Consider the following 19,924-nt stretch of genomic DNA (forward strand, 5'->3'; position numbering starts at 1 on the left):
GCGGTCTCTCGATTGAAAAATGAGGCCAAATGATAAGGACTCACATTTACCTTCTCAATCGAACAGTTCGCGGAGGAGTTACCAGATGTTGCATGACTCAAAAATGGCGGGGCTCATCACTGCCCCGTAGGAGCTGCCGAAGGCTGCGATCTTTTGATCTTGATCTTAAAAAGCAAGATCAAAAGATCGCAGCCTTCGGCAGCTCCTACGGGGGATGGTTGCCATCAGCCCCAGCGAAAGGCTCAGGCCTTGGCCAGCGCCGGTAAATCCCCGGTCAAGCCCAGCGCTTCACGCACAAACAACGCCTTGGCCTCGGGCATTTTCTCGACCATCTTCAACCCGGCATTACGCAACCAGCGCACCGGCAGCGGATCGGCCTGGAACAACCGTTCAAAGCCCTCCATCGCCGCCATCAGCGCCAGGTTATGCGGCATGCGCCGACGCTCGTAACGGCTGAGGACTTTCACGTCCGCCAGGCGCTCCCCGCGCTCAGCCGCCTGCAGCAGCACTTCGGCCAGAACGGCGGCATCGAGAAAGCCCAGGTTCACGCCCTGCCCGGCCAACGGGTGGATGGTGTGCGCCGCATCGCCGATCAGCGCCAGGCCTTCAGCCACGTAACGCTTGGCATGGCGCTGACGCAGCGGCACGCACAGGCGTGGATCGGCGCTGATCACTGTGCCCAAACGACCCTCAAAGGCCCGTTCGAGCTCGCGGCAGAAGCTTTCGTCATCCAGTGCCATCAAGCGTTCGGCTTCGCTCGGCGTGGTGGACCAGACGATCGAACACCAATCCTGCTGACCGTCGCGCTCCAAGGGCAAAAACGCCAGCGGCCCGTTATCGGTAAAGCGCTGCCAAGCGGTCATCTGATGGGGTTTGGAGCTGCGCACGCTGGTCACGATCGCGTGGTGCATATAGTCCCACTCACGGGTCGCGACACCGGTCAGGCGCCGCACCGCCGAGTTGGCGCCGTCCGCCGCAATCACCAGCGGCGCGCGCAAGGTGCGGCCATCGGCCAGGGTCAGCAGCCAGTCATCGCCGGAGCGGCGCATCTGTTCCAGGCGTGCGTTGGCCAGCATCCCGAGATCGCAGTCGTGCAAGCGGTCGAGCAAAGCATCCTGAACCACGCGGTTTTCGACGATATGCCCCAGCACCTCGGCGTGCACACTGGCCGCCGAGAAGTGGATTTGCCCGGTGCCGCTGCCATCCCAGACCTGCATGTCGGTGTACGGGCTGCTGCGCCGGTTGGCGATGCCTTCCCACACACCGAGGCGTTCAAGGATGCGCTGACTGGCGGCCGACAAGGCACTGACTCGCGGCTCAAACGTCGCGTGTGCATCGAAGGGTTTGACGCTCATCGGGCTGCCGTCCAGCAGCAGGACTTCCAGCCCACTGTCCTGCAACGCCAGCGCCAGGGCGCTGCCGACCATTCCGGCCCCGACAATCAGCAGATCTGCGCGCATGTCCATGCTTTAAGCCTGTCTCGCTTGCGGCTTGAGCCGCACGTAAAGGGTTTTTTCGACCCGCGCCACCAAAGTGCCGGCGCCGTCGTGAATATCGACCTGCAACTGCGGCAGGTATTTGTCGCCATTCGCCGTCTGCCGGCGGATCTCGTCGAGCAAGGTCTCGTCGATGCTGAAGCGCGCGAACACCGGGCCTTTGCCCGGCGAAATAAAGTCGATGTCGGCCGCTTTGTCCCAGACGATGTAACGGTGCCCGAGGTTTTCCATCAGCATCAGCATGTAGAACGGGTCGACCATCGAATACAGGCTGCCGCCAAACTGGGTGCCGACGTAATTGCGGTTGTACCAGCCCAGGCCCATGGACACCTGGATGTCACGAAAATCATCGCTGATGTGCCGAACCCGAACCCCGGCGCCGATGTAAGGCGGGTAGAAGGTCATGACCCAGCGCATCAACCGCGCCTTGCCGAATTTTGCGGTCAGCCACTTAAGCATCTGGACGCGTACCCAAACCCATGGCCTGGCGGGCGAACCAGCGTTTGGCCGGCGGCAACAGGTCGAGGCCGAGCAGGCCGATGTTGCGGCCCAGGGACACCAGCGGCTGGGTACTGCCGAACAACCGGGTGACCTGATCGGAGAAGCCGACGGTGAGGTTCTGGTCCATGCGCTGGCGTTCGCGATAGGCCTGCAATGTGGCGAAGTCGCCCGGCGCAGTCTCGCTGGCCAGCAACGCATCGGCCAGGGCCTGGGCATCGCGCAACGACAGGTTGAAACCCTGGCCCGCAATCGGGTGCAGGCTGTGGGCCGCGTTGCCGAGGATCGCCAGATGCGGACGCACCTGCTCTTCGGCTTCGATCAGGGTCAGCGGGTACAAATGCCGCGCACCGACCTGTTTCAACGTGCCGAGACGATAACCGAACACGCCTTGCAACTCGCTGAGGAAGCTCTTTTCATCGAGGGCCGCCAACCGCTGCGCGTCCATGCCCAAGCGCGTCCAGACCAAGGCGCAACGGTTGTCCGGCAATGGCAGCAAAGCCATCGGGCCTTCATCGGTGAACCGCTCGAACGCCATGCCGTTGTGGGCTTCGCTCGGGGTGATGTTGGCGATCAGCGCACTCTGGTTGTACGGACGCGCCTTGATGCCGATCCCCAGTTGCTCGCGCAGACCGGAACGGCCGCCATCGGCGAGCACCGCGAGGTCGCATTCCAGCGTGGTTTCGTCGTTGAGGGTCAGGCGATAGCCGTCGGTCAGGGGTTCCATGCGGGTGACTTCCGCCGGGCAGCGCCATGTGACCACTTCCTTGTCCAGACCTTGCCAGAGGCATTGGCCGAGCCAGGCGTTTTCCACCACGTAACCCAGCGCCGGAACGCCCTCTTCCATCGCCGACAGTCGCGCCGTGGAAAAACGCCCACGGTCGGACACATGAATCTGCTTGATCGGCTCGGCGCGGCGGGAGATGTCCTGCCACACGCCCAGCCGTTGGTAAATCTGCTTGGCACCGTAGGACAGCGCCGAAGAACGGGCGTCGTAGCTCGGTTGATAGGTGTCACCGGGGGCGAACGGTTCGATCAGGATGATCTTCCAGCCGCGGGCCTTGGCCCCGGCCTGCAACGCCAACGCCAGACTCGCGCCGACCAGACCGCCACCGATGATTGCCAGATTGACTCGACTCATGCCGCTTGTGTCCGCGCTTGGGCCATCAAGGCCTCGATGTCGGCGACCGTTTTCGGCACGCCGTTGGTCAAGATTTCACAACCGGTTTTGGTCACTACCACGTCGTCCTCGATGCGCACGCCAATGCCGCGCCATTTCTTCGCCACGTTCGGGTTGTCCGGGGCGATGTAGATGCCCGGCTCCACGGTCAGCGCCATGCCGACCTCCAGCACGCGCCATTCGCCGCCGACCTTGTACTCGCCGACGTCATGCACATCCATGCCCAGCCAGTGGCCGGCGCGGTGCATGTAAAACGCTTTATAGGCTTCGCTGGCAATCAACTCGTCAACGTCGCCCTGCAACAGGCCCAGCTTCACCAGACCGGCGGTGATCACCCGGACCGTGGCTTCGTGGGCCTGATTCCAGTGTTTGTTCGGGGCGATTTCGGCGAATGCGGCTTCTTGCGAGGCCAGCACCAGCTCGTAGATCGCCTTCTGTTCGACTGAATATTTGCCGTTGACCGGCCAGGTGCGGGTGATGTCACTGGCGTAGCAGTCGATCTCGCAACCGGCATCGATCAGCACCAGATCGCCGTCCTTGAGCACCGCGTCATTCTCCTGGTAATGCAGGATGCAGCTGTTGCGCCCCGACGCGACGATCGAGCCATACGCCGGCATCTTCGCCCCGCCCTTGCGGAACTCGTAATCGAGCTCGGCTTCCAGGCTGAACTCATGCAAACCGGCGCGGCTGGCCTGCATCGCGCGGATATGCGCCTGGGCGGAAATCCGTGCGGCTTCGCGCATCACCTTCACTTCTGCCGCCGATTTATACAGGCGCATGTCGTGCAGCAGATGATCCAGGGCAACGAATTCGTTCGGCGGCTGGGCGCCGAGGTGCGCTTTAGAGCGGATCACGTTGATCCAGTCCATCAGGTGCCGATCGAATTCCGGGTTGCTGCCCATGGCCGAATACACCCGGTCGCGCCCTTCGATCAGGCCCGGCAGGATGTCGTCGATATCAGTGATGGGGAACGCGTCGTCGGCGCCGAAGTCGCGGATCGCGCCTTCCTGGCCGGCGCGCAGGCCGTCCCACAGTTCTCGTTCGGCATTGCGCTCGCGGCAAAACAGCAGGTATTCGCCGTGCTCACGGCCGGGCATCAGCACGATGACGGCTTGAGGCTCGGGGAAACCGCTGAGGTACTGGAAATCGCTGTCCTGACGGTAGACGTGCTCGACGTCGCGGTTGCGGATGGCCACGGCGGCGGCGGGCAGGATCGCGATGCTGTTGGGTTCCATCTGCGCCATCAAGGCCTTGCGGCGACGGCTGTATTCCGATTTCGGGATATGAATCATGGGCAGATGGCGTTCCCTGGCAGGCGATTAATGCAACGACGGTTTGGCGGCAGCCGGCTCGGCAGGCTTTTTGGTTTCAGTGAACAGCAGCAGCGGCGCGACGCGCAGGTACTCCATGACTTCCATGTAGTCGCTTTCGCCGTCGTCGGACTCTTCCAGGGCGTCTTGCACCTGGGCGATGGCGGCCAGGTCTTGCAGGACCTCGGTCGCTTCAGTGCTCAGGGCGTTGTCGCGGTAGGTCAGGCCAAAACCGGCGAGGAAGCCCTGGCACCATTGGCCCAGCGCAGCGGCGCGGTCGGCCAGCGGGGCATCGTCGGTGGGCAGCAACAGGACGACGGTCATGTCGTCGCCGGTCAGCTCACCCTTGACCATCTCTTGCAGGCCGATCAGGGCGTTGCGGACGTTGTCTTGCGGCTCGCCTTCGAGCAGTTCGGCGGCATCGGCCAGCCAGCTGTCGGCTGCGAAACCGGCGCCGGCGCAACTGCGGCCGAGCAACAGGCCATGCAGTTCGGCAGGCGAGACGTTATGACCGCTGGAAGTCAGCAGGGTGGCGAAGGCTTGGTACGGGGAATTCTGAATGGGCATGGGCAGCTAGGCGCCAGACGGCGCTATGTCTAGAATGAAGGCCTTGTATCCTACATCGACAGACTCGCCAAGACTATTAAAGGCTGTCCACCCGCCTGGGGCTGTATGAAACTAGTGCGCCCGACGCGTCGGCAGTTTCCTACAGAACCTGCCACCCATCAGACACCTATTCAGTGGACACAATGGAAGACACCGATCTGCAAGCGCTGATGGCCAGACTCGAATTACTAATTAGCCGAGTCGAGCAACTAAAGAGTCAAAACGGACTCCTATTAGCTCAGGAAAAGACCTGGCGCGAGGAACGCGCGCACCTCATTGAAAAAAACGAAATCGCCCGGCGTAAGGTCGAATCGATGATTTCGCGCCTCAAGGCCCTGGAGCAAGACTCATGAGTTCAAGCAATAGCGTTACCGTGCAGATCCTCGACAAAGAATATTCGATCATCTGCCCCCAGGAAGAGCGCAGCAACCTGGTGAGCGCCGCCCGTTACCTGGATGGCAAGATGCGTGAAATCCGCAGCAGCGGCAAAGTCATCGGCGCCGACCGCATCGCCGTGATGGCCGCGCTGAACATCACCCACGACCTGTTGCACAAGGAAGAACGCCCGGACGTACAGGCCAGCGGTTCGACCCGTGAGCAGGTTCGCGACCTGCTGGACCGCGTCGATCTGGTGCTGGCGACTGATCCGGACGTCACCAAGGGCTGATTCGTGCGAATGCTTGGGGTATACTCGCGTCACTCCCTGGGGTGCTTGCCAGTTGACGATGTCCCTGAGCCGATTCGCACTACCCTGGAAGTTGCACGTTGGGCTGGTGTGCATGTCCGCTAGACGGAAAGCCTTAAAGCCTACTGCTTCTTCCACCTTGAACTTTCGGGTTCAAGGGCTAAGTCAGCAGCGGTTCATCCGGGGAGCCTGATTCCAGTCCGATGCCGGTTTAAATACCGGCATCGGCTTTTTTACGGGTACGCTTTGTGTACCCGCACAGCCGAAGCCCGAATCCATGACCGAACCTGCGCTGCTTCCCCGCCCGCAACTTCGACGCATGCTGCGCAAGGCCCGCCGCGCACTGACACCCAGTCAGCAGCGCCAAGCCGCTCGCGGGCTCTATAAGCAATTGGCCCAGCACCCGCAGTTTCGCCGCGCCAAACATATCTCCCTTTATCTGCCCACCGACGGTGAAATCGACCCGCGCCTGCTGCTGCGTGCCGCGCAACGTCGGGGCAAAGACACCTACCTGCCGGTGCTCAGCGCCTGGCCGCGAACCAAAATGGTGTTCCAGCGCATTCGCCCAGGGGAAAAGCTCAAGCCCAACCGTTTCCGTATCCTCGAACCTCGGGCCAACCTCGCCCGGCAACGCAAGGTCTGGACGCTGGACCTGGTGCTGTTGCCATTGGTCGGGTTTGACGATGTCGGTGGACGCTTGGGAATGGGCGGCGGCTTCTACGACCGCAGCCTGGCCTATATGGCGCGACGCAAAACCTGGCGCAAGCCGACGCTGTTGGGGCTGGCCCATGAATGCCAGAAGGTCGAACGATTGGCTCAAGCGAGCTGGGATGTGCCGTTACAAGGAACGGTGACCGACAAGGCGTGGTATTTCGCAAGCGCTGCACTGTAGGAGCAAAGCTTGCTCGCGATAGCGGTCTGTCCGGTACATGGAGGTTGAATGTGACGCCGTCATCGCGAGCAAGCTTTGCTCCTACGGGTGCGGCGTCCGGAAGTCAGCGCTTGAAGGCCGACGGCTGTTGCTGTGCGATTTCGATCGGTGCGTCAGCCTTGTTGTTCCACAGGCTTTGGGCATAGCCGGTGGTCACGACGCCGAGGCCAAACAAAATAACCAAAATCCATAGTAAATCCGGTTTGCGTTTCATCGATTGCCCCCCAAAGGCACATCAACACGATGACAGCAGCGGTTTCCGTTGTAGGCCGTGCAGCAGCGTCAAGCTTAGAAGGCCGGCATTTTGCGACAACGTGAACCGACACGCAAACACTGGCGTCAACCGACCGTCGGTTTGTCATAAAATCGCCCGACAACTTGCCCAATCACCTCGCAAGGAGCAAAACCCATGGCCTATTGGCTGATGAAATCCGAGCCAGACGAACTCTCGATCAGCGACCTCGCCAGGCTTGGCCAGGCGCGCTGGGACGGGGTTCGCAACTATCAGGCGCGCAACTTCCTGCGTGCGATGGCGGTCGGCGATGAGTTTTTCTTCTATCACTCCAGTTGCCCGGAGCCTGGCATTGCCGGGATTGGCAAGATTGTCGAAGCGGCGTACCCGGACCCGACGGCCCTTGAACCTGAGAGCCATTACTTCGACCCGAAGGCCACCCCAGAGAAAAACGCCTGGAGCGCCATCGACGTGGCCCACGTCGAAACCTTCGCGAAAGTCCTGAAGCTCGATTATCTGAAACAGCAAACGGCCCTGGCCGAGATGCCGCTGGTGCAAAAAGGCTCGCGGCTGTCGGTGATGCCCGTGACCGCCGAGCAATGGGCCGCAGTGCTGCAATTACGCTAAAAAAATAGCAGAACCGGCCAGTCATCCTCTATTACCTGCCCAATAGGGTTACGCTTGCCCCCCTGTAGGAGCTGCCGAAGGCTGCGATCTTTTGATCTTGGCGATTCCAGCATCGCTGAAGATCAAGATCAAAAGATCGCAGCCTTCGGCAGCTCCTACAGGTGACTCCCGCATAGAGTTCTATGCATGTTGACTGGCATCAACCCGCCCCGGCGCTTGATCCACCAGACTAGGACGCAACAGCCGCAGGAAGCCCGCATGTCTACACACAGTCGCTCTTCGATTTTGTTCGCCAGCTCGTTAGTGGTTCTGCTGCTGGCCGCCGGTGGATTCGGTTACTGGAAGTCGATGCATGACCGTCTGCCCGAAGGCTTGTATGTCGGCAACGGTCGCCTCGAAGCCACCGAAGTGCAGATCGCCAGCAAAACCCCGGGGCGCCTGGCCGAGGTGCTGGTGGATGAAGGCGACAAGGTCAGCAAGGGCCAACTGCTTGCCCGCATGGACACTCGCACCCTCGAAGCCCAGCGCAATCAGGCCGAAGCCGAGGTGCTGCGCGCCCGGGAAAACCTCTCCGCCGCCCAGGCCAATGTGCAACTGCGCCAAAGCGAACAACTGCTCGCCCAACAAGAGCTCAAGCGTTCCCAGGAACTGTTCAAGCACGGTTTCGTCAGCGGCCAGATCATCGATCAACAGCAAGCGCGCCTGGACACCGGCAGTGCGGCAGTCGCAGCGGCACGGGCCCAGGTTTCGGCGGTCGGCGCGGCGATTGGTGCGGCCCAGGCCCAAGTCGCGATGCTGACCAGCGAAATCGACGACAGCAGCCTGCGGGCACCCATCGATGGCGTGATCCAGTTGCGCATGGCCGAGCCCGGCGAAGTGCTCGGCGCGGGCGGACGGGTGTTGCTGCTGATCGACCCCAACGACCAATACATGAACCTCTACCTCCCGGCCTCCGTCACCGGACGCGTGGCGGTTGGCGATGAAGCACGCATCCTGCTCGATGCCCTGCCCGACCACCCGCAGCCCGCCAAAATCACCTTCGTCGCCGGCAAATCGCAGTTCACGCCGAAAGAAGTCGAGACCCGCGACGAACGCCAGAAACTGGTGTTCCGCGTCAAACTTCGCCTGACCGACCCAAGCGCCCTGCCCCAGGCCAAACCCGGTATGCCCGGCGCCGGTTATGTGCGCACCGCGCCTATTAGCTGGCCGGCCAACCTGCAATGACCGACCTGGCGCTGCAAGCCACCGGCATTAATCACCGCTACGGCAAACAGCAGGCCCTGACCGACATCACCTTCAGCCTGCCCGCCGGCACCCGCTGCGGTTTGATCGGCCCGGACGGCGCCGGCAAGTCGAGCCTGCTGGGGTTGATCGCCGGGGTGAAAACCCTGCAACAAGGTCAGTTGGAAGTGTTGGGCGGCTCGATCCAGGATCGCCGCCATCGCAACAGCCTTTATCCGAAAATCGCCTTCATGCCCCAGGGCTTGGGCGGCAACCTGTATCCCGAGTTGTCGATCAGCGAGAACATCCACTTTTTCGCCACCCTGTTCGGCCTGTCGAAAGCTGAATGCAATCAGCGCATGCACAGCCTGCTGCTGGCCACCGATCTGCTGCGCTTTGCCGACCGCCCGGCGGGCAAACTTTCGGGCGGCATGAAGCAGAAGCTCGGGCTCTGCTGCGCGCTGATCCATGAACCCGATTTGCTGATCCTCGACGAACCGACCACCGGCGTCGATCCCTTGTCCCGTCGGCGCTTCTGGGAATTGGTGGACGATGTGCGCCGCCAACGTCCGCAACTGACGCTGCTGGTCGCCACCGCGTACATGGAAGAAGCCGAGCAATTCGAACATTGCCTGATGCTCGACGGCGGCAAGCTGATCGCCACGGGCCTGAGCCGCGAGTTGGCCGCCGTAACCTCCAGCGGCAAACTCGACGAAGCCTTCACCCACTTTCAGGGCGACAGCGGCCACGACAACCAGCCACTGGTGATTCCACCGCGAACCGCTGCCAACACCGACATCGCCATCGAAGCCCACGACCTGACGCTGCGTTTCGGCGAATTCACAGCGGTGGACAAGGTCAGCTTCGCCATCGGTCGCGGGGAGATTTTCGGTTTTCTCGGCTCCAACGGCTGCGGCAAGACCACCACCATGAAAGTCCTCACCGGGCTGATGCCGGCCAGCGAAGGCAGCGCCACGCTGCTGGGCAACCCGGTCAACGCCAAGGACCTGGCCACCCGCAAACGGGTCGGCTTCATGTCGCAAAGTTTCTCGTTGTATGGCGAGTTGAGCGTGCGGCAGAACCTGGATTTGCACGCGCGACTGTTCGATTTGCCTAAAGCTGAAAGCGCCCAACGCATCGACGAACTGATCCAGCGCTTCAACCTGGTCAACGTCGCCGATCAACAGTCCGGCGCCCTGCCGCTGGGTTTGCGTCAACGGTTGTCCCTGGCGGTAGCGGTGCTGCATCGCCCGGAAGTGCTGATCCTCGACGAACCGACCTCCGGCGTCGATCCCGCCGCGCGGGATGACTTCTGGCGCTTGCTGATCGAGTTGTCCCGCGAACAAGGCGTGACGATTTTCCTCTCCACCCACTTCATGAACGAAGCCCAGCGCTGCGACCGCATTTCGCTGATGCACGCTGGCAAGGTGCTGGCCTGCGACACCCCGACGGCGCTGCAACAACAGTTCAAGGGCCAGACCCTGGAAGCAGCGTTTGTCACCTGTCTGGAACAGGCCCAAGGCCCGGCAGAAACGCCCACGCCGCAAGCGTCCGCCGACGCACCGGTCACGCCCGCCACGCCTATGAAGGAACGCGGTTTCAGCGTCGGGCGCCTGGTGGCGGTGGCCAGTCGCGAAGGCAAGGAACTGCTGCGCGATAAAGTGCGGATGGCGTTCGCCCTGCTCGGGGCGATTTTCATGATGGTGATCTTCGGCTACGGGATTTCCCTGGACGTGGAAAAACTCGCCTTCGCCGTGTTCGATCAAGACCAGACGCCGCAAAGCCGCACCTATCTGGAAGCCTTCCGCAGCTCGCGCTACTTCGCCGAACAAGCACCGATCCGCGACAGCAAAGAACTGCATCGGCGGCTTCAACGCTCGGAAATCAAACTGGCGCTGGAGATCCCCCCAGGCTTTGGCCGCGACTTGTACGCCGGGCGCCAACCCACCGTGGCGGCGTGGCTGGATGGCGGCATGCCGTTTCGCGCCGAGACCAGCCGCAACTATGTGGAAGCGGTGCACCAAGCGAACATCGAGCAGTTGGCCGAGCAAAGCAGCCCCGCGCTTCATCGACCAGCGGCGGCCAAACTGGAAACACGATTCCGCTACAACCAGGACGTGGTCAGCGTTAACGCCATCGGCCCGGGCGTGATGGCGCTGATCCTCGCGTTCATCCCGGCCATGCTCACCGCGCTGGGAATCGTGCGCGAGAAAGAGTTGGGCTCGATCACCAATTTTTACGCCACGCCGCTGACCCGACTGGAATTCCTGCTGGGCAAACAAGCGCCGTATCTGGCAATCAGTCTGGTGAACCTGGCGGTGCTGGTGGCGATGAACCGCTGGTTGTTTGGCGTACCGTTCAAGGGCAGCGGCGTGACCCTGGCCTTCGGCGGCTTGCTGTACGTGCTGGCCACCACCAGCATGGGCCTGCTGATTTCGGCGTTCACCCGCACTCAGATCGCCGCGATCCTCGGCACCATGATCATCACCAGCCTGCCGACCATCCAGTTTTCCGGGCTGATCGTGCCGCGCTCGTCACTGGATGGCGCAGCGGCGGTGATGGGCATGCTGTTCCCGGCCGGGTACTTCCTCGACATCGCCGTCGGCACCTTCACCAAAGCGCTGGACCTGCGCCAGTTATGGCCGCAATGCCTGGCGCTGTTCGGGTTCTTCCTCGGGTTCACCGGGCTGAGCCTGGTCATGCTGAAAAAGCAGGAGGCCTGATGCACAAGCTTGCGCATATCTTGCGGCTGGGCCTCAAGGAACTGACCAGCCTGCGCCACGACAGTGTGTTGCTGCTGTTTCTGTTCTACGCCTTTACCGTGGCGATCTACATGCCGGCCGCCGGCTCCGTCATCGGCGTGCACAACGCCAGCGTGGCCATCGTCGACGAAGATCACAGCCACCTCTCGCGGGAACTGACCCAGGCCCTGCAACCACCGGAGTTCCAGCGCCCGGTGCTGCTGCAATACGGGCAACTCGATCAGGTCATGGACAGCGGCCAGTACACCTTCGTGATCAACGTGCCGGCGAATTTCCAGACCGATTTGCTCGCCGGGCGCCAACCGGCGGTGCAGGTCAACGTCGATGCCACGGCAATGAGCCAGGCGTTCATGGGCGCGGGTTACATCGGGCGGATTTTCCAGCGTGAACTGCTGACCTACAGCGGCCAGACCGACCCGGCCAGCAAGGCGCCGGCGCTGCTGACCACGCGTTCGCTGTTCAATACCAACCTTGAGGGCGGCTGGTTTCTGGCGGTGATTCAGATCGTCAACAACATCACCATCCTAGCCATCATCCTCACTGGCACGGCACTGCTGCGCGAGCGCGAACACGGCACCCTCGACCATTTGCTGGTGCTGCCGCTGACCGCGCTGGAAATCATGCTGGCGAAAGTCTGGAGCAACATGCTGGTGGTGGTGCTGTGCACCTGGATTTCTTTGGAAGTGATCGTCAAAGGTGCGTTGGGCGTGCCGCTGGCCGGCTCGATGGCTTTGTTTTTGCTGGTGACGGCGGTGTATCTGTTCGCCAGTACGGCGTTGGGGATTTTTCTTGCAACCCTGGCCCGCTCGACCCCGCAGTTCGGCCTGCTGGCGATTCCGGTGATCATCCCGATGTTGCTGCTATCCGGTGGCAGTACGCCGCTGGACAGCATGCCGCAATGGCTGCAATGGGTGATGCAGGGTTCGCCGTCGACACACTTTGTCAGCCTTAGCGCCGCGATTCTGTTTCGCGATGCCGGGCTGAGCGTGGTCTGGCCGGACTTGCTGGCGCTGACTGCCATTGGGCTGGTGTTCTTTGCGATTGCGCTGATGCGGTTTCGCAAGAGCCTGGCGTCTTGAATGTATGGCGTACGGCTTGCTGGCGATGGCGTTCTTGAGAAGGTCATCGCGAGCAAGCTTTGCGCCTACGCATCCAGGATTACTGGATGATCAGGTTGTTGAACAACAGATCCTCAACCACTGGCTTGCCGGTTTCGTCGTTCATCACTTGCTGGGTTTGTTTCAGGGCTTCCTGACGCAGCTTTTCCTTGCCCTCGACGCTGTTCATCGCCTCGGTGGTCTGCTGGGTGAACAATGCGACCAGTTGATTGCGAATCAACGGTTCATTGGCCTTCACCAGTTTGGTCGCTTCTTCGCCGGTCACGCGCAACGCCACGTCAGCCTTGAAGACTTTCAACTTCGGCGTGCCGTCCAGGCCATAGTTGCCAACAAACGGCGGGCTCAGGGTCAGGTAGCTGACTTTCGGTGCCTCACCTTCTTTAGCGGCTTCTTCGGCCATGGCTGCCATGGGCAGAGACAGGGCCAGCATCAACATGATCCACGCTTTCACAATTCGCTCCTTATCCGGTTTGCGGCCTAGCATAACGACCCGCCGCGCAAGCACAAGCTTATGGCGGACTATCAGGGCCGGGCATGCTCGTTGACCCGATGACTCACACACCTACACTTATCGGCCATCACTCCCAAAGGAATAGCCCTGATGAAAGCCGTGCTATGCAAAGCCTTCGGCCCCGCCGAATCGCTGGTGCTGGAAGACGTCGCCAGTCCTGCCCCGAAGAAGAACGAAATCCTGCTGGACGTGCACGCCGCCGGGGTCAATTTCCCGGACACGCTGATCATCGAGGGCAAATACCAGTTCAAGCCGCCCTTCCCGTTTTCCCCGGGCGGCGAAGCGGCGGGCGTGGTCAGCGCGGTGGGCGAAAAGGTCAGCCACCTCAAGGTCGGTGACCGGGTCATGGCCCTGACCGGTTGGGGCAGCTTTGCCGAGCAAGTCGCCGTGCCGGGCTACAACGTACTGCCAATCCCGCCGTCGATGGATTTCAACACCGCCGCCGCGTTCAGCATGACCTACGGCACCTCGATGCACGCCCTCAAGCAACGGGCCAACCTGCAACCGGGTGAAACCCTGCTGGTGCTCGGTGCGTCCGGCGGCGTTGGCCTGGCCGCCGTGGAAATCGGCAAAGCCATGGGCGCCCGGGTGATCGCCGCTGCCAGCAGCGCGGAAAAACTCGCCGTGGCCAAGGCTGCCGGTGCCGATGAACTGATCAACTACAGCGAAACCAGCCTCAAGGACGAAATCAAACGCCTGACCGACGGCCACGGTGCCGACGTGATCTACGACCCGGTCGGTGGCGACCTGTTCGACCAGGCCGTGCGCGCCATCGCCTGGAACGGTCGCTTGCTGGTGGTCGGTTTCGCCAGCGGACGCATTCCAGAGTTCCCGGTGAACCTCGCCCTGCTCAAAGGCGCGTCAGTGGTCGGCGTGTTCTGGGGCTCCTTCGCCCAGCGCCAGCCCCAGGACAACGCGGCGAACTTCCAGCAATTGTTTGGCTGGTTCGCCGAAGGCAAGTTGAAGCCACTGGTGTCCCAGGTGTATCCGCTGAGCAATGCGGCGCAGGCAATCAACGACCTCGGCCAGCGCAAAGCGGTCGGCAAAGTGGTGGTGCAGGTGCGCTGAAACCGTGAAACGGTCTGGCCCGTCCGGCCGGACCGCTCCCGCTAAAACAATTTCTGAATCTCCTGCGGCAACAAACTCATGTACTTGAGCGAAGGACTGCCGCCGCAACGCCGGACAATACCGGGCACGCGTTTGTTGAGCTTGGCGATCAGGGCCAAACGTTGCTCGTTGGGTAATTGTTGGGTGTGAAACACGTTCGACAGATAAGCGCGGGTGTAATTGAACACGGTCGCGTCGACCCAGGCGGACTCCATGTGCCGACTGGCATTGCCATAAACCTCGCGGCATTTCAGGGTCTTCAGCCACGCATTGGCATGAATCGGCAGGTCCAGGTCGAGTCGAAACACCATTGGCGCCACCACGTCCTGTTCGGCGGGTTTGTCGCCCTCAACCGTCCATGGCTTGAACCGCCACTGCTCGATCGCGACCCTGACGGCCTCGGCCAGGTCCGGATGGTCACTTTGTAAAATGCTGATCTTGCTCACCGAACCATCGGCATTGGCCGTGAACCTGACCCGAACGTCCCCGGTAACGCCGGCCCTGTACAGCGCCCTGGGATAAACCGGTTTTGGATTGCTCTCCGGGATCAGAAACACCTCACTGGCCTGCGCACATCCCCATACACCCAGCAAAAAGATACATACCCACCACCGCATAACCCCACCCCATCGCGACCGAAATGCCAAACCTGGCAACAGGACAAAGGTTAAGGGTCGAAAGCCATTCGCAGAACGTGATGACTTCCGCTTTCCTCGCAGGACATTTCCCAAAGCTACGTCCTACTTCGGAGCGAAAAACCGCAAAAAGGCGCTTAGGCAACCTTTCCCACACCGCCCTACAGTTACGCCTGAGCGACATGTTCATAAAGGAACACGCGATCCCGCACATTTCCGCTGTTTTGCCAATGCGAACCGGTGCTATTTTCGGTAACGAAACTGTAACATTCGCATCCGCAGTCAAAACAAGAAATTTGGAGCTCTTGAATGTTTGCTTTCTTTCGACCTGCCGCACATCAGGCGCCCCTGCCTGAAGAAAAAATAGACAGCACTTACCGACGCCTTCGCTGGCAGATCTTCGCCGGGATTTTCTTTGGCTACGCCGGTTATTACCTGCTGCGCAAGAACTTCTCCCTGGCCATGCCGTACCTGATCGACGAGGGTTACACCCGTGGTCAACTGGGCCTGGCGATGTCGGCCATCGCGATTGCCTACGGGCTGTCGAAGTTCTTGATGGGGCTGGTGTCCGACCGTTCCAACCCGCGTTACTTCCTGCCGTTCGGTTTACTGGTGTCGGCCGGGGTGATGTTCATTTTCGGTTTCGCGCCTTGGGCAACCTCCAGCGTGACCATGATGTTCATCCTGTTGTTCATCAACGGTTGGGCCCAGGGCATGGGTTGGCCGCCGAGTGGCCGGACCATGGTGCACTGGTGGTCGCAGAAGGAACGCGGCGGCGTGGTGTCGGTGTGGAACGTGGCGCACAACGTCGGTGGCGGTTTGATCGGCCCGCTGTTCCTGCTGGGCATGGGCTTGTTCAATGACTGGCACGCGGCGTTCTACGTCCCGGCAGCCGTGGCGCTGGGCGTGGCGGTGTTTGCGTTCGTGACCATGCGCGACACCCCGCAATCGGTGGGCCTGCCGCCGATCGAGCAGTACAAGAACGATTACCCGGAAGGCTACGACGCCAGCCACGAAGACGAATTCAGCGCCAAGGAAATCTTCGTCAAGTACGTGCTGCGCAACAAAATGCTCTGGTACATCGCCATGGCCAACGTCTTCGTTTACCTGCTGCGCTACGGCGTGCTGGACTGGGCGCCTACCTACCTCAAAGAAGCCAAGCACTTCACCGTCGACACGACGTCCTGGGCGTACTTCTTCTACGAGTGGGCGGGGATTCCGGGCACGCTGCTGTGCGGCTGGATGTCGGACAAGATCTTCCGTGGCAACCGTGGCCTGACCGGCATGGTGTTCATGGCGCTGGTGACCGTGGCCACGCTGGTCTACTGGCTGAACCCGGCCGGCAACCCGACCGTCGACATGATCGCGCTGTTCTCGATTGGCTTCCTGATCTACGGCCCGGTGATGTTGATCGGCCTGCAAGCGCTGGAACTGGCGCCGAAGAAAGCCGCCGGTACGGCGGCGGGCTTCACCGGTCTGTTCGGTTACCTGGGGGGTTCGGTCGCGGCCAGTGCAGCGATGGGCTACACCGTGGACCACTTCGGCTGGGACGGCGGTTTCGTGCTGCTGATCGGCGCGTGCATCCTGGCGATGGTGTGCCTGGCACCGACCCTGTGGCACAAGCAAGTCGCCAGTCAGACCCGCGAAGAAGCAATCGCCTGATCGGATTTTGATTTGCAGCGCTTGAGCCGCGCCTCCAGATTCTTGTCTGGCATGGCGTGGCTACGCAGGGCGTTGGCGGTCTGCTCGACATAATCGCGAGTGGTGCCGTAACGCCCGCAAGCGCTTTCAAACACCTGGCTCAGCACGTGATCCGGCAAGTTGCCGGCATAGCTGGGCAGGTGCCGCTCCAACACAAATCCCAATGCCTGCACCTGGCTGCCATCTTCAAGACGGCAGTTGAGCCAGTGTGGGCGATAGGACGGGAATGGCATCTCGCGCTGCCACAACGCATACAGCGACGCTTCGAGTTGTTCTTCGGGCAAGCGATAAGCAAAGCCGCTGCAAGAGCCGCCGCGATCCAGGCCAAACACCAGCCCCGGGACTTCCGGGGTGCCGCGATGTTCGTGGGACCACAGGTACAAACCGCGATGGTAGCCATGCACTCGACCGCGCACCCGCTCCACGGCCGGGCATTCCGGGCGCCAGATCAGCGAGCCGTACGCAAACAGCCAGACCGGCCCACCCTTGTGGCGCGCCATGGTCGATTGCATCGAGCTGAGCAATTGTTCGTGCGTAAGCTGCGGCCCCAGATCGAGCCGCGGAGGGTAAGCCAGATTCAACAAAGCAGATTCAATGACACTCATGGCGAATAGCGTTCAGCTCCCCGCGGGTAAAGAATTACTTAATAGAACGCACCGCTGTAACAATAAGGCACATATGTTTTAAGGCAATTTAAGTGCCATGGCACATTTCTTAACTTATTGCCTGAATGACATATAACCTACCGGCATTTATATAAATCTATAAATACCGATCGGCTATATAGGGAGTTATAACGATTTAAGCGCGAGGGGCGTAAGCGAAGACGTCGGCGCGCATCTGATGCGCATCCATCCCGGCGTTAACCAAGGCGTCCAGCGTACCGTAGACCATCGCCGGAGAGCCGCTGGCGTACACATGCAACGACTTCAGGTCAGCGAAGTCCTCGCACACCGCCTCATGCAGCATCCCGCAACGCCCTTCCCAGCCGCATTGATCGCTGACGACTTTATGCAGGAACAGATTGGGCAGTTTCAGCCATTCGTCCCAATGTTCGATGTCATAAAAATCTTCGGGGCGGCGCACGCCCCAATACAGGTGCACCGGGTGTTTGAAACCGCTGGCGCGGCAATGCTCGATCAGGCTGTGGATCTGGCCCATGCCCGTGCCGGCAGCGATCAGCACCAGCGGACCGTCCGGCAGTTCAGCCAGGTGGGTGTCGCCGAACGGCAGCTCGATGCGCACCATGGCGTTGCGTTGCAACTGCTCGATCAGGCTTAGCGCACTGCTTTCGCGCGCCAGCACGTGGATTTCCAGGTCGCGTCCGGCATGGGGTGCCGAAGCCAGGGAAAACGCCGATTTCTCGCCGTTCTCGCGCTCGATCATCAAGTACTGCCCGGCGTGATAGCGCGGCGGCTTGCCGGCCGGCGCCCGCAGGTGAACCCGAAAGGTATCCCCGCCGACGTCCCTGCATTCAATGACCTGACACGACAGGCTGCGCACCGGCAATTCTCCCAGCGCGAGCACGCCATCCCACAGCACGATGCAGTCTTCCAGCGGCTCTGCTATGCAAGTGTAGAACTCGCCGTGATCGCGCACATCGCCGGCCTGTTCGACCCGGCCTTCCACCAGCAACGCCGCACAGACGTGGCAATTGCCATTACGGCAGCTTTGCGGGCATTCATAGCCCAGCCGCCGCGCGCCATCGAGAATCCGCTCGCCGGGCAATATCTCAAGCACTGCTCCGGAGGGCTGCAAGGTTACACGCATCAATCTATTCCTAACTGATTCCAGATGGCATCGATCCGTTTGGTCACGGCTTCATCCTTGACGATCACCCGACCCCACTCGCGAGTGGTTTCGCCGGGCCATTTATGCGTGGCATCGAGCCCCATCTTCGACCCCAGGCCGGACACCGGCGAGGCGAAGTCGAGGTAGTCGATCGGCGTGTTGTCAATCATCACCGTGTCGCGCTTGGGGTCCATGCGCGTGGTGATGGCCCAGATCACGTCGTTCCAGTCGCGCGCGTTGATATCGTCGTCACAGACGATAACGAACTTGGTGTACATGAACTGTCGCAAAAACGACCAGACACCGAGCATTACCCGCTTGGCATGGCCGGGATACGACTTCTTCATGGTCACGATGGCCATGCGGTACGAGCAGCCTTCGGGCGGCAGGTAGAAGTCGGTGATCTCCGGGAACTGCTTCTGCAGGATCGGCACGAACACTTCGTTCAGCGCCACGCCGAGAATTGCCGGCTCATCCGGCGGACGGCCGGTGTAGGTGCTGTGGTAGATCGGTTTGATCCGGTGGGTGATGCGCTCGACGGTGAACACCGGGAAGCTGTCCACTTCGTTGTAATAACCGGTGTGGTCGCCATAGGGGCCTTCATCGGCCATTTCGCCCGGATGGATCACGCCTTCCAGGATGATCTCGGCGGTGGCCGGCACTTGCAGGTCATTGCCACGGCACTTCACCAGTTCGGTGCGGTTGCCACGCAACAGACCGGCGAAGGCGTATTCGGACAGGCTGTCCGGCACCGGGGTCACCGCGCCGAGGATCGTCGCCGGGTCCGCGCCCAGGGCTACGGATACCGGGAATGGCTGGCCGGGGTGCTTCTCGCACCACTCGCGATAATCCAGCGCGCCGCCACGGTGGCTCAGCCAGCGCATGATGACCTTGTTGCGGCCAATCACTTGCTGACGGTAGATGCCGAGGTTCTGGCGATCCTTGTTCGGGCCTTTGGTGACGGTCAGGCCCCAGGTGATCAACGGGCCGACGTCGCCGGGCCAGCAGGTCTGCACCGGCAGCATCGCCAGATCGACGTCGTCGCCTTCGATGACTACTTCCTGGCACACCGCGTCTTTGACGACTTTCGGCGCCATGGCGATGATCTTGCGGAAGATCGGCAACTTGGACCAGGCATCCTTCAAGCCCTTCGGCGGCTCGGGTTCCTTGAGGAACGCCAGCAGCTTGCCGATTTCGCGCAGCTCGCTGACCGCCTCGGCGCCCATGCCCATGGCGACCCGCTCGGGGGTGCCGAACAGATTGCCGAGCACCGGGATGTCGTAGCCGGTCGGGTTCTCGAACAGCAGCGCCGGGCCCTTGGCCCGCAGCGTGCGATCACAAACCTCGGTCATCTCCAGCACTGGAGAGACAGGGACATGGATGCGTTTCAACTCTCCGCGCTGCTCAAGCTGCTGCACGAAATCCCGAAGATCCTTGAATTTCATTGATGATGGCACCCGTAAAATAGGCGTACATCCTACCTGCTCTGCCGGCCGCTGGCAGCTTATCGCTG

20 protein-coding genes and 1 other RNA gene are annotated in these 19,924 nt (G+C 61.3%); 10 read left to right on the top strand and 11 right to left on the bottom strand.

Annotated elements, in window-relative coordinates:
• Positions 1-242: 242 nt before the first annotated feature.
• Genes V5E99_RS01720 through V5E99_RS01740 form a run of 5 tightly spaced genes read right to left on the bottom strand, consistent with a single transcriptional unit; the run spans position 243 to position 5,051 of the window.
• Positions 243-1,466, bottom strand: coding sequence for a 2-octaprenyl-3-methyl-6-methoxy-1,4-benzoquinol hydroxylase (locus tag V5E99_RS01720; protein WP_499800445.1), 1,224 nt, complete (start codon positions 1,464-1,466; stop codon positions 243-245).
• A 3-nt stretch (positions 1,467-1,469) separates the two neighbouring features.
• Complete coding sequence (locus V5E99_RS01725; protein WP_499800447.1) at positions 1,470-1,955, bottom strand: DUF4442 domain-containing protein; 486 nt, start codon at positions 1,953-1,955, stop codon at positions 1,470-1,472.
• A complete protein-coding gene (ubiH, locus tag V5E99_RS01730; protein ID WP_499800448.1) occupies positions 1,948-3,135 on the bottom strand; it encodes a 2-octaprenyl-6-methoxyphenyl hydroxylase in 1,188 nt (395 codons plus the stop codon). The genes V5E99_RS01725 and ubiH overlap by 8 nt, the downstream gene beginning before the upstream one ends.
• Entirely contained in the window at positions 3,132-4,466 is a 1,335-nt protein-coding gene (gene pepP / locus V5E99_RS01735) for a Xaa-Pro aminopeptidase (protein ID WP_499800450.1), read from the bottom strand. The genes ubiH and pepP overlap by 4 nt, the downstream gene beginning before the upstream one ends.
• Before the next feature lie 27 nt (positions 4,467-4,493).
• Positions 4,494-5,051, bottom strand: a complete 558-nt coding sequence (locus tag V5E99_RS01740; protein ID WP_213937910.1) for a YecA/YgfB family protein — start codon at positions 5,049-5,051, stop codon at positions 4,494-4,496.
• Between the two features lie 182 nt (positions 5,052-5,233).
• On the opposite strand from V5E99_RS01740, the gene V5E99_RS01745 reads away from it, so the two are divergent.
• The 4 genes from V5E99_RS01745 to V5E99_RS01760 all read left to right on the top strand — a co-directional run bounded on the left by V5E99_RS01745 (position 5,234) and on the right by V5E99_RS01760 (position 6,667).
• A complete protein-coding gene (locus V5E99_RS01745) occupies positions 5,234-5,443 on the top strand; it encodes a TIGR02449 family protein (protein ID WP_007942437.1) in 210 nt (69 codons plus the stop codon).
• A complete protein-coding gene (locus V5E99_RS01750) occupies positions 5,440-5,757 on the top strand; it encodes a cell division protein ZapA (RefSeq protein ID WP_007942435.1) in 318 nt (105 codons plus the stop codon). Before V5E99_RS01745 ends, V5E99_RS01750 begins: the two co-directional genes overlap by 4 nt.
• Positions 5,758-5,787: 30 nt before the next feature.
• A non-coding RNA gene (ssrS, locus tag V5E99_RS01755) (6S RNA) lies at positions 5,788-5,966 on the top strand.
• An 86-nt stretch (positions 5,967-6,052) separates the two neighbouring features.
• Positions 6,053-6,667, top strand: a complete 615-nt coding sequence (locus tag V5E99_RS01760) for a 5-formyltetrahydrofolate cyclo-ligase (RefSeq protein WP_499800451.1) — start codon at positions 6,053-6,055, stop codon at positions 6,665-6,667.
• Positions 6,668-6,770: 103 nt separating this feature from the next.
• Here V5E99_RS01760 and V5E99_RS01765 read toward each other — a convergent pair whose 3' ends face one another.
• Positions 6,771-6,920 carry a hypothetical protein gene (locus tag V5E99_RS01765; RefSeq protein WP_499800452.1) on the bottom strand — a complete coding sequence of 50 codons (150 nt, stop codon included), beginning with the start codon at positions 6,918-6,920 and terminating at the stop codon, positions 6,771-6,773.
• Positions 6,921-7,115: 195 nt separating this feature from the next.
• Between V5E99_RS01765 and V5E99_RS01770 the strand changes: the two genes are divergently transcribed.
• From V5E99_RS01770 to V5E99_RS01785, 4 genes are all read left to right on the top strand, one after another.
• Entirely contained in the window at positions 7,116-7,565 is a 450-nt protein-coding gene (locus tag V5E99_RS01770; protein ID WP_499800453.1) for an EVE domain-containing protein, read from the top strand.
• A 258-nt stretch (positions 7,566-7,823) separates the two neighbouring features.
• Positions 7,824-8,789: an HlyD family secretion protein gene (locus V5E99_RS01775; RefSeq protein WP_499800454.1), complete on the top strand. Its 966-nt coding sequence runs from the start codon at positions 7,824-7,826 to the stop codon at positions 8,787-8,789.
• Positions 8,786-11,509, top strand: coding sequence for a ribosome-associated ATPase/putative transporter RbbA (gene rbbA / locus V5E99_RS01780; protein ID WP_499800456.1), 2,724 nt, complete (start codon positions 8,786-8,788; stop codon positions 11,507-11,509). Before V5E99_RS01775 ends, rbbA begins: the two co-directional genes overlap by 4 nt.
• Positions 11,509-12,627 carry an ABC transporter permease gene (locus tag V5E99_RS01785; protein ID WP_499800457.1) on the top strand — a complete coding sequence of 373 codons (1,119 nt, stop codon included), beginning with the start codon at positions 11,509-11,511 and terminating at the stop codon, positions 12,625-12,627. Before rbbA ends, V5E99_RS01785 begins: the two co-directional genes overlap by 1 nt.
• A gap of 79 nt (positions 12,628-12,706) precedes the next feature.
• On the opposite strand, the gene V5E99_RS01790 is transcribed toward V5E99_RS01785, so the two are convergent.
• Positions 12,707-13,117: a flagellar basal body-associated protein FliL gene (locus V5E99_RS01790; protein ID WP_403027538.1), complete on the bottom strand. Its 411-nt coding sequence runs from the start codon at positions 13,115-13,117 to the stop codon at positions 12,707-12,709.
• Positions 13,118-13,267: 150 nt separating this feature from the next.
• Between V5E99_RS01790 and V5E99_RS01795 the strand changes: the two genes are divergently transcribed.
• Positions 13,268-14,245 carry an NADPH:quinone oxidoreductase family protein gene (locus tag V5E99_RS01795; protein WP_499800458.1) on the top strand — a complete coding sequence of 326 codons (978 nt, stop codon included), beginning with the start codon at positions 13,268-13,270 and terminating at the stop codon, positions 14,243-14,245.
• A gap of 41 nt (positions 14,246-14,286) precedes the next feature.
• Here the strand turns inward: V5E99_RS01795 and V5E99_RS01800 are convergent, their stop codons facing one another.
• Positions 14,287-14,901 (bottom strand): energy transducer TonB, encoded by a 615-nt coding sequence (locus V5E99_RS01800; protein ID WP_499800460.1) that lies wholly within the window; start codon positions 14,899-14,901, stop codon positions 14,287-14,289.
• 327 nt (positions 14,902-15,228) lie between these two features.
• Here V5E99_RS01800 and glpT point away from each other — a divergent pair, with 327 nt between their 5' ends.
• Positions 15,229-16,581 carry a glycerol-3-phosphate transporter gene (glpT, locus tag V5E99_RS01805; RefSeq protein ID WP_499800461.1) on the top strand — a complete coding sequence of 451 codons (1,353 nt, stop codon included), beginning with the start codon at positions 15,229-15,231 and terminating at the stop codon, positions 16,579-16,581.
• Here glpT and V5E99_RS01810 read toward each other — a convergent pair.
• From V5E99_RS01810 to ubiD, 3 genes are all read right to left on the bottom strand, one after another.
• Positions 16,554-17,225 (bottom strand): gamma-glutamylcyclotransferase, encoded by a 672-nt coding sequence (locus V5E99_RS01810; RefSeq protein ID WP_499800463.1) that lies wholly within the window; start codon positions 17,223-17,225, stop codon positions 16,554-16,556. The two genes, glpT and V5E99_RS01810, sit on opposite strands and share 28 nt — an antisense overlap.
• A 196-nt stretch (positions 17,226-17,421) precedes the next feature.
• Positions 17,422-18,390 carry a CDP-6-deoxy-delta-3,4-glucoseen reductase gene (locus V5E99_RS01815; protein WP_499800464.1) on the bottom strand — a complete coding sequence of 323 codons (969 nt, stop codon included), beginning with the start codon at positions 18,388-18,390 and terminating at the stop codon, positions 17,422-17,424.
• A complete protein-coding gene (gene ubiD, locus V5E99_RS01820; protein WP_499800466.1) occupies positions 18,390-19,856 on the bottom strand; it encodes a 4-hydroxy-3-polyprenylbenzoate decarboxylase in 1,467 nt (488 codons plus the stop codon). Before ubiD ends, V5E99_RS01815 begins: the two co-directional genes overlap by 1 nt.
• Positions 19,857-19,924: the final 68 nt, after the last annotated feature.

The sequence above is a fragment of the Janthinobacterium sp. LPB2021202312-11-4 genome (genome assembly GCF_037049705.1).
GTDB lineage: Bacteria > Pseudomonadota > Gammaproteobacteria > Pseudomonadales > Pseudomonadaceae > Aquipseudomonas.

What these genes read in the sequence shown, in the direction of transcription:
- V5E99_RS01740 (WP_213937910.1), bottom strand. Translation starts at nt 5,051, where the DNA reads ATGCCCATTCAGAATTCCCCGTACCAAGCCTTCGCCACCCTGCTGACT.
- V5E99_RS01800 (WP_499800460.1), bottom strand. Translation starts at nt 14,901, where the DNA reads ATGCGGTGGTGGGTATGTATCTTTTTGCTGGGTGTATGGGGATGTGCG.
- ubiH (WP_499800448.1), bottom strand. Translation starts at nt 3,135, where the DNA reads ATGAGTCGAGTCAATCTGGCAATCATCGGTGGCGGTCTGGTCGGCGCG.
- V5E99_RS01770 (WP_499800453.1), top strand. Translation starts at nt 7,116, where the DNA reads ATGGCCTATTGGCTGATGAAATCCGAGCCAGACGAACTCTCGATCAGC.
- glpT (WP_499800461.1), top strand. Translation starts at nt 15,229, where the DNA reads ATGTTTGCTTTCTTTCGACCTGCCGCACATCAGGCGCCCCTGCCTGAA.
- V5E99_RS01720 (WP_499800445.1), bottom strand. Translation starts at nt 1,466, where the DNA reads ATGGACATGCGCGCAGATCTGCTGATTGTCGGGGCCGGAATGGTCGGC.
- V5E99_RS01765 (WP_499800452.1), bottom strand. Translation starts at nt 6,920, where the DNA reads ATGAAACGCAAACCGGATTTACTATGGATTTTGGTTATTTTGTTTGGC.
- pepP (WP_499800450.1), bottom strand. Translation starts at nt 4,466, where the DNA reads ATGATTCATATCCCGAAATCGGAATACAGCCGTCGCCGCAAGGCCTTG.
- V5E99_RS01750 (WP_007942435.1), top strand. Translation starts at nt 5,440, where the DNA reads ATGAGTTCAAGCAATAGCGTTACCGTGCAGATCCTCGACAAAGAATAT.
- V5E99_RS01785 (WP_499800457.1), top strand. Translation starts at nt 11,509, where the DNA reads ATGCACAAGCTTGCGCATATCTTGCGGCTGGGCCTCAAGGAACTGACC.
- V5E99_RS01745 (WP_007942437.1), top strand. Translation starts at nt 5,234, where the DNA reads ATGGAAGACACCGATCTGCAAGCGCTGATGGCCAGACTCGAATTACTA.
- V5E99_RS01775 (WP_499800454.1), top strand. Translation starts at nt 7,824, where the DNA reads ATGTCTACACACAGTCGCTCTTCGATTTTGTTCGCCAGCTCGTTAGTG.
- ubiD (WP_499800466.1), bottom strand. Translation starts at nt 19,856, where the DNA reads ATGAAATTCAAGGATCTTCGGGATTTCGTGCAGCAGCTTGAGCAGCGC.
- rbbA (WP_499800456.1), top strand. Translation starts at nt 8,786, where the DNA reads ATGACCGACCTGGCGCTGCAAGCCACCGGCATTAATCACCGCTACGGC.
- V5E99_RS01815 (WP_499800464.1), bottom strand. Translation starts at nt 18,390, where the DNA reads ATGCGTGTAACCTTGCAGCCCTCCGGAGCAGTGCTTGAGATATTGCCC.
- V5E99_RS01810 (WP_499800463.1), bottom strand. Translation starts at nt 17,225, where the DNA reads ATGAGTGTCATTGAATCTGCTTTGTTGAATCTGGCTTACCCTCCGCGG.
- V5E99_RS01760 (WP_499800451.1), top strand. Translation starts at nt 6,053, where the DNA reads ATGACCGAACCTGCGCTGCTTCCCCGCCCGCAACTTCGACGCATGCTG.
- V5E99_RS01795 (WP_499800458.1), top strand. Translation starts at nt 13,268, where the DNA reads ATGAAAGCCGTGCTATGCAAAGCCTTCGGCCCCGCCGAATCGCTGGTG.
- V5E99_RS01725 (WP_499800447.1), bottom strand. Translation starts at nt 1,955, where the DNA reads ATGCTTAAGTGGCTGACCGCAAAATTCGGCAAGGCGCGGTTGATGCGC.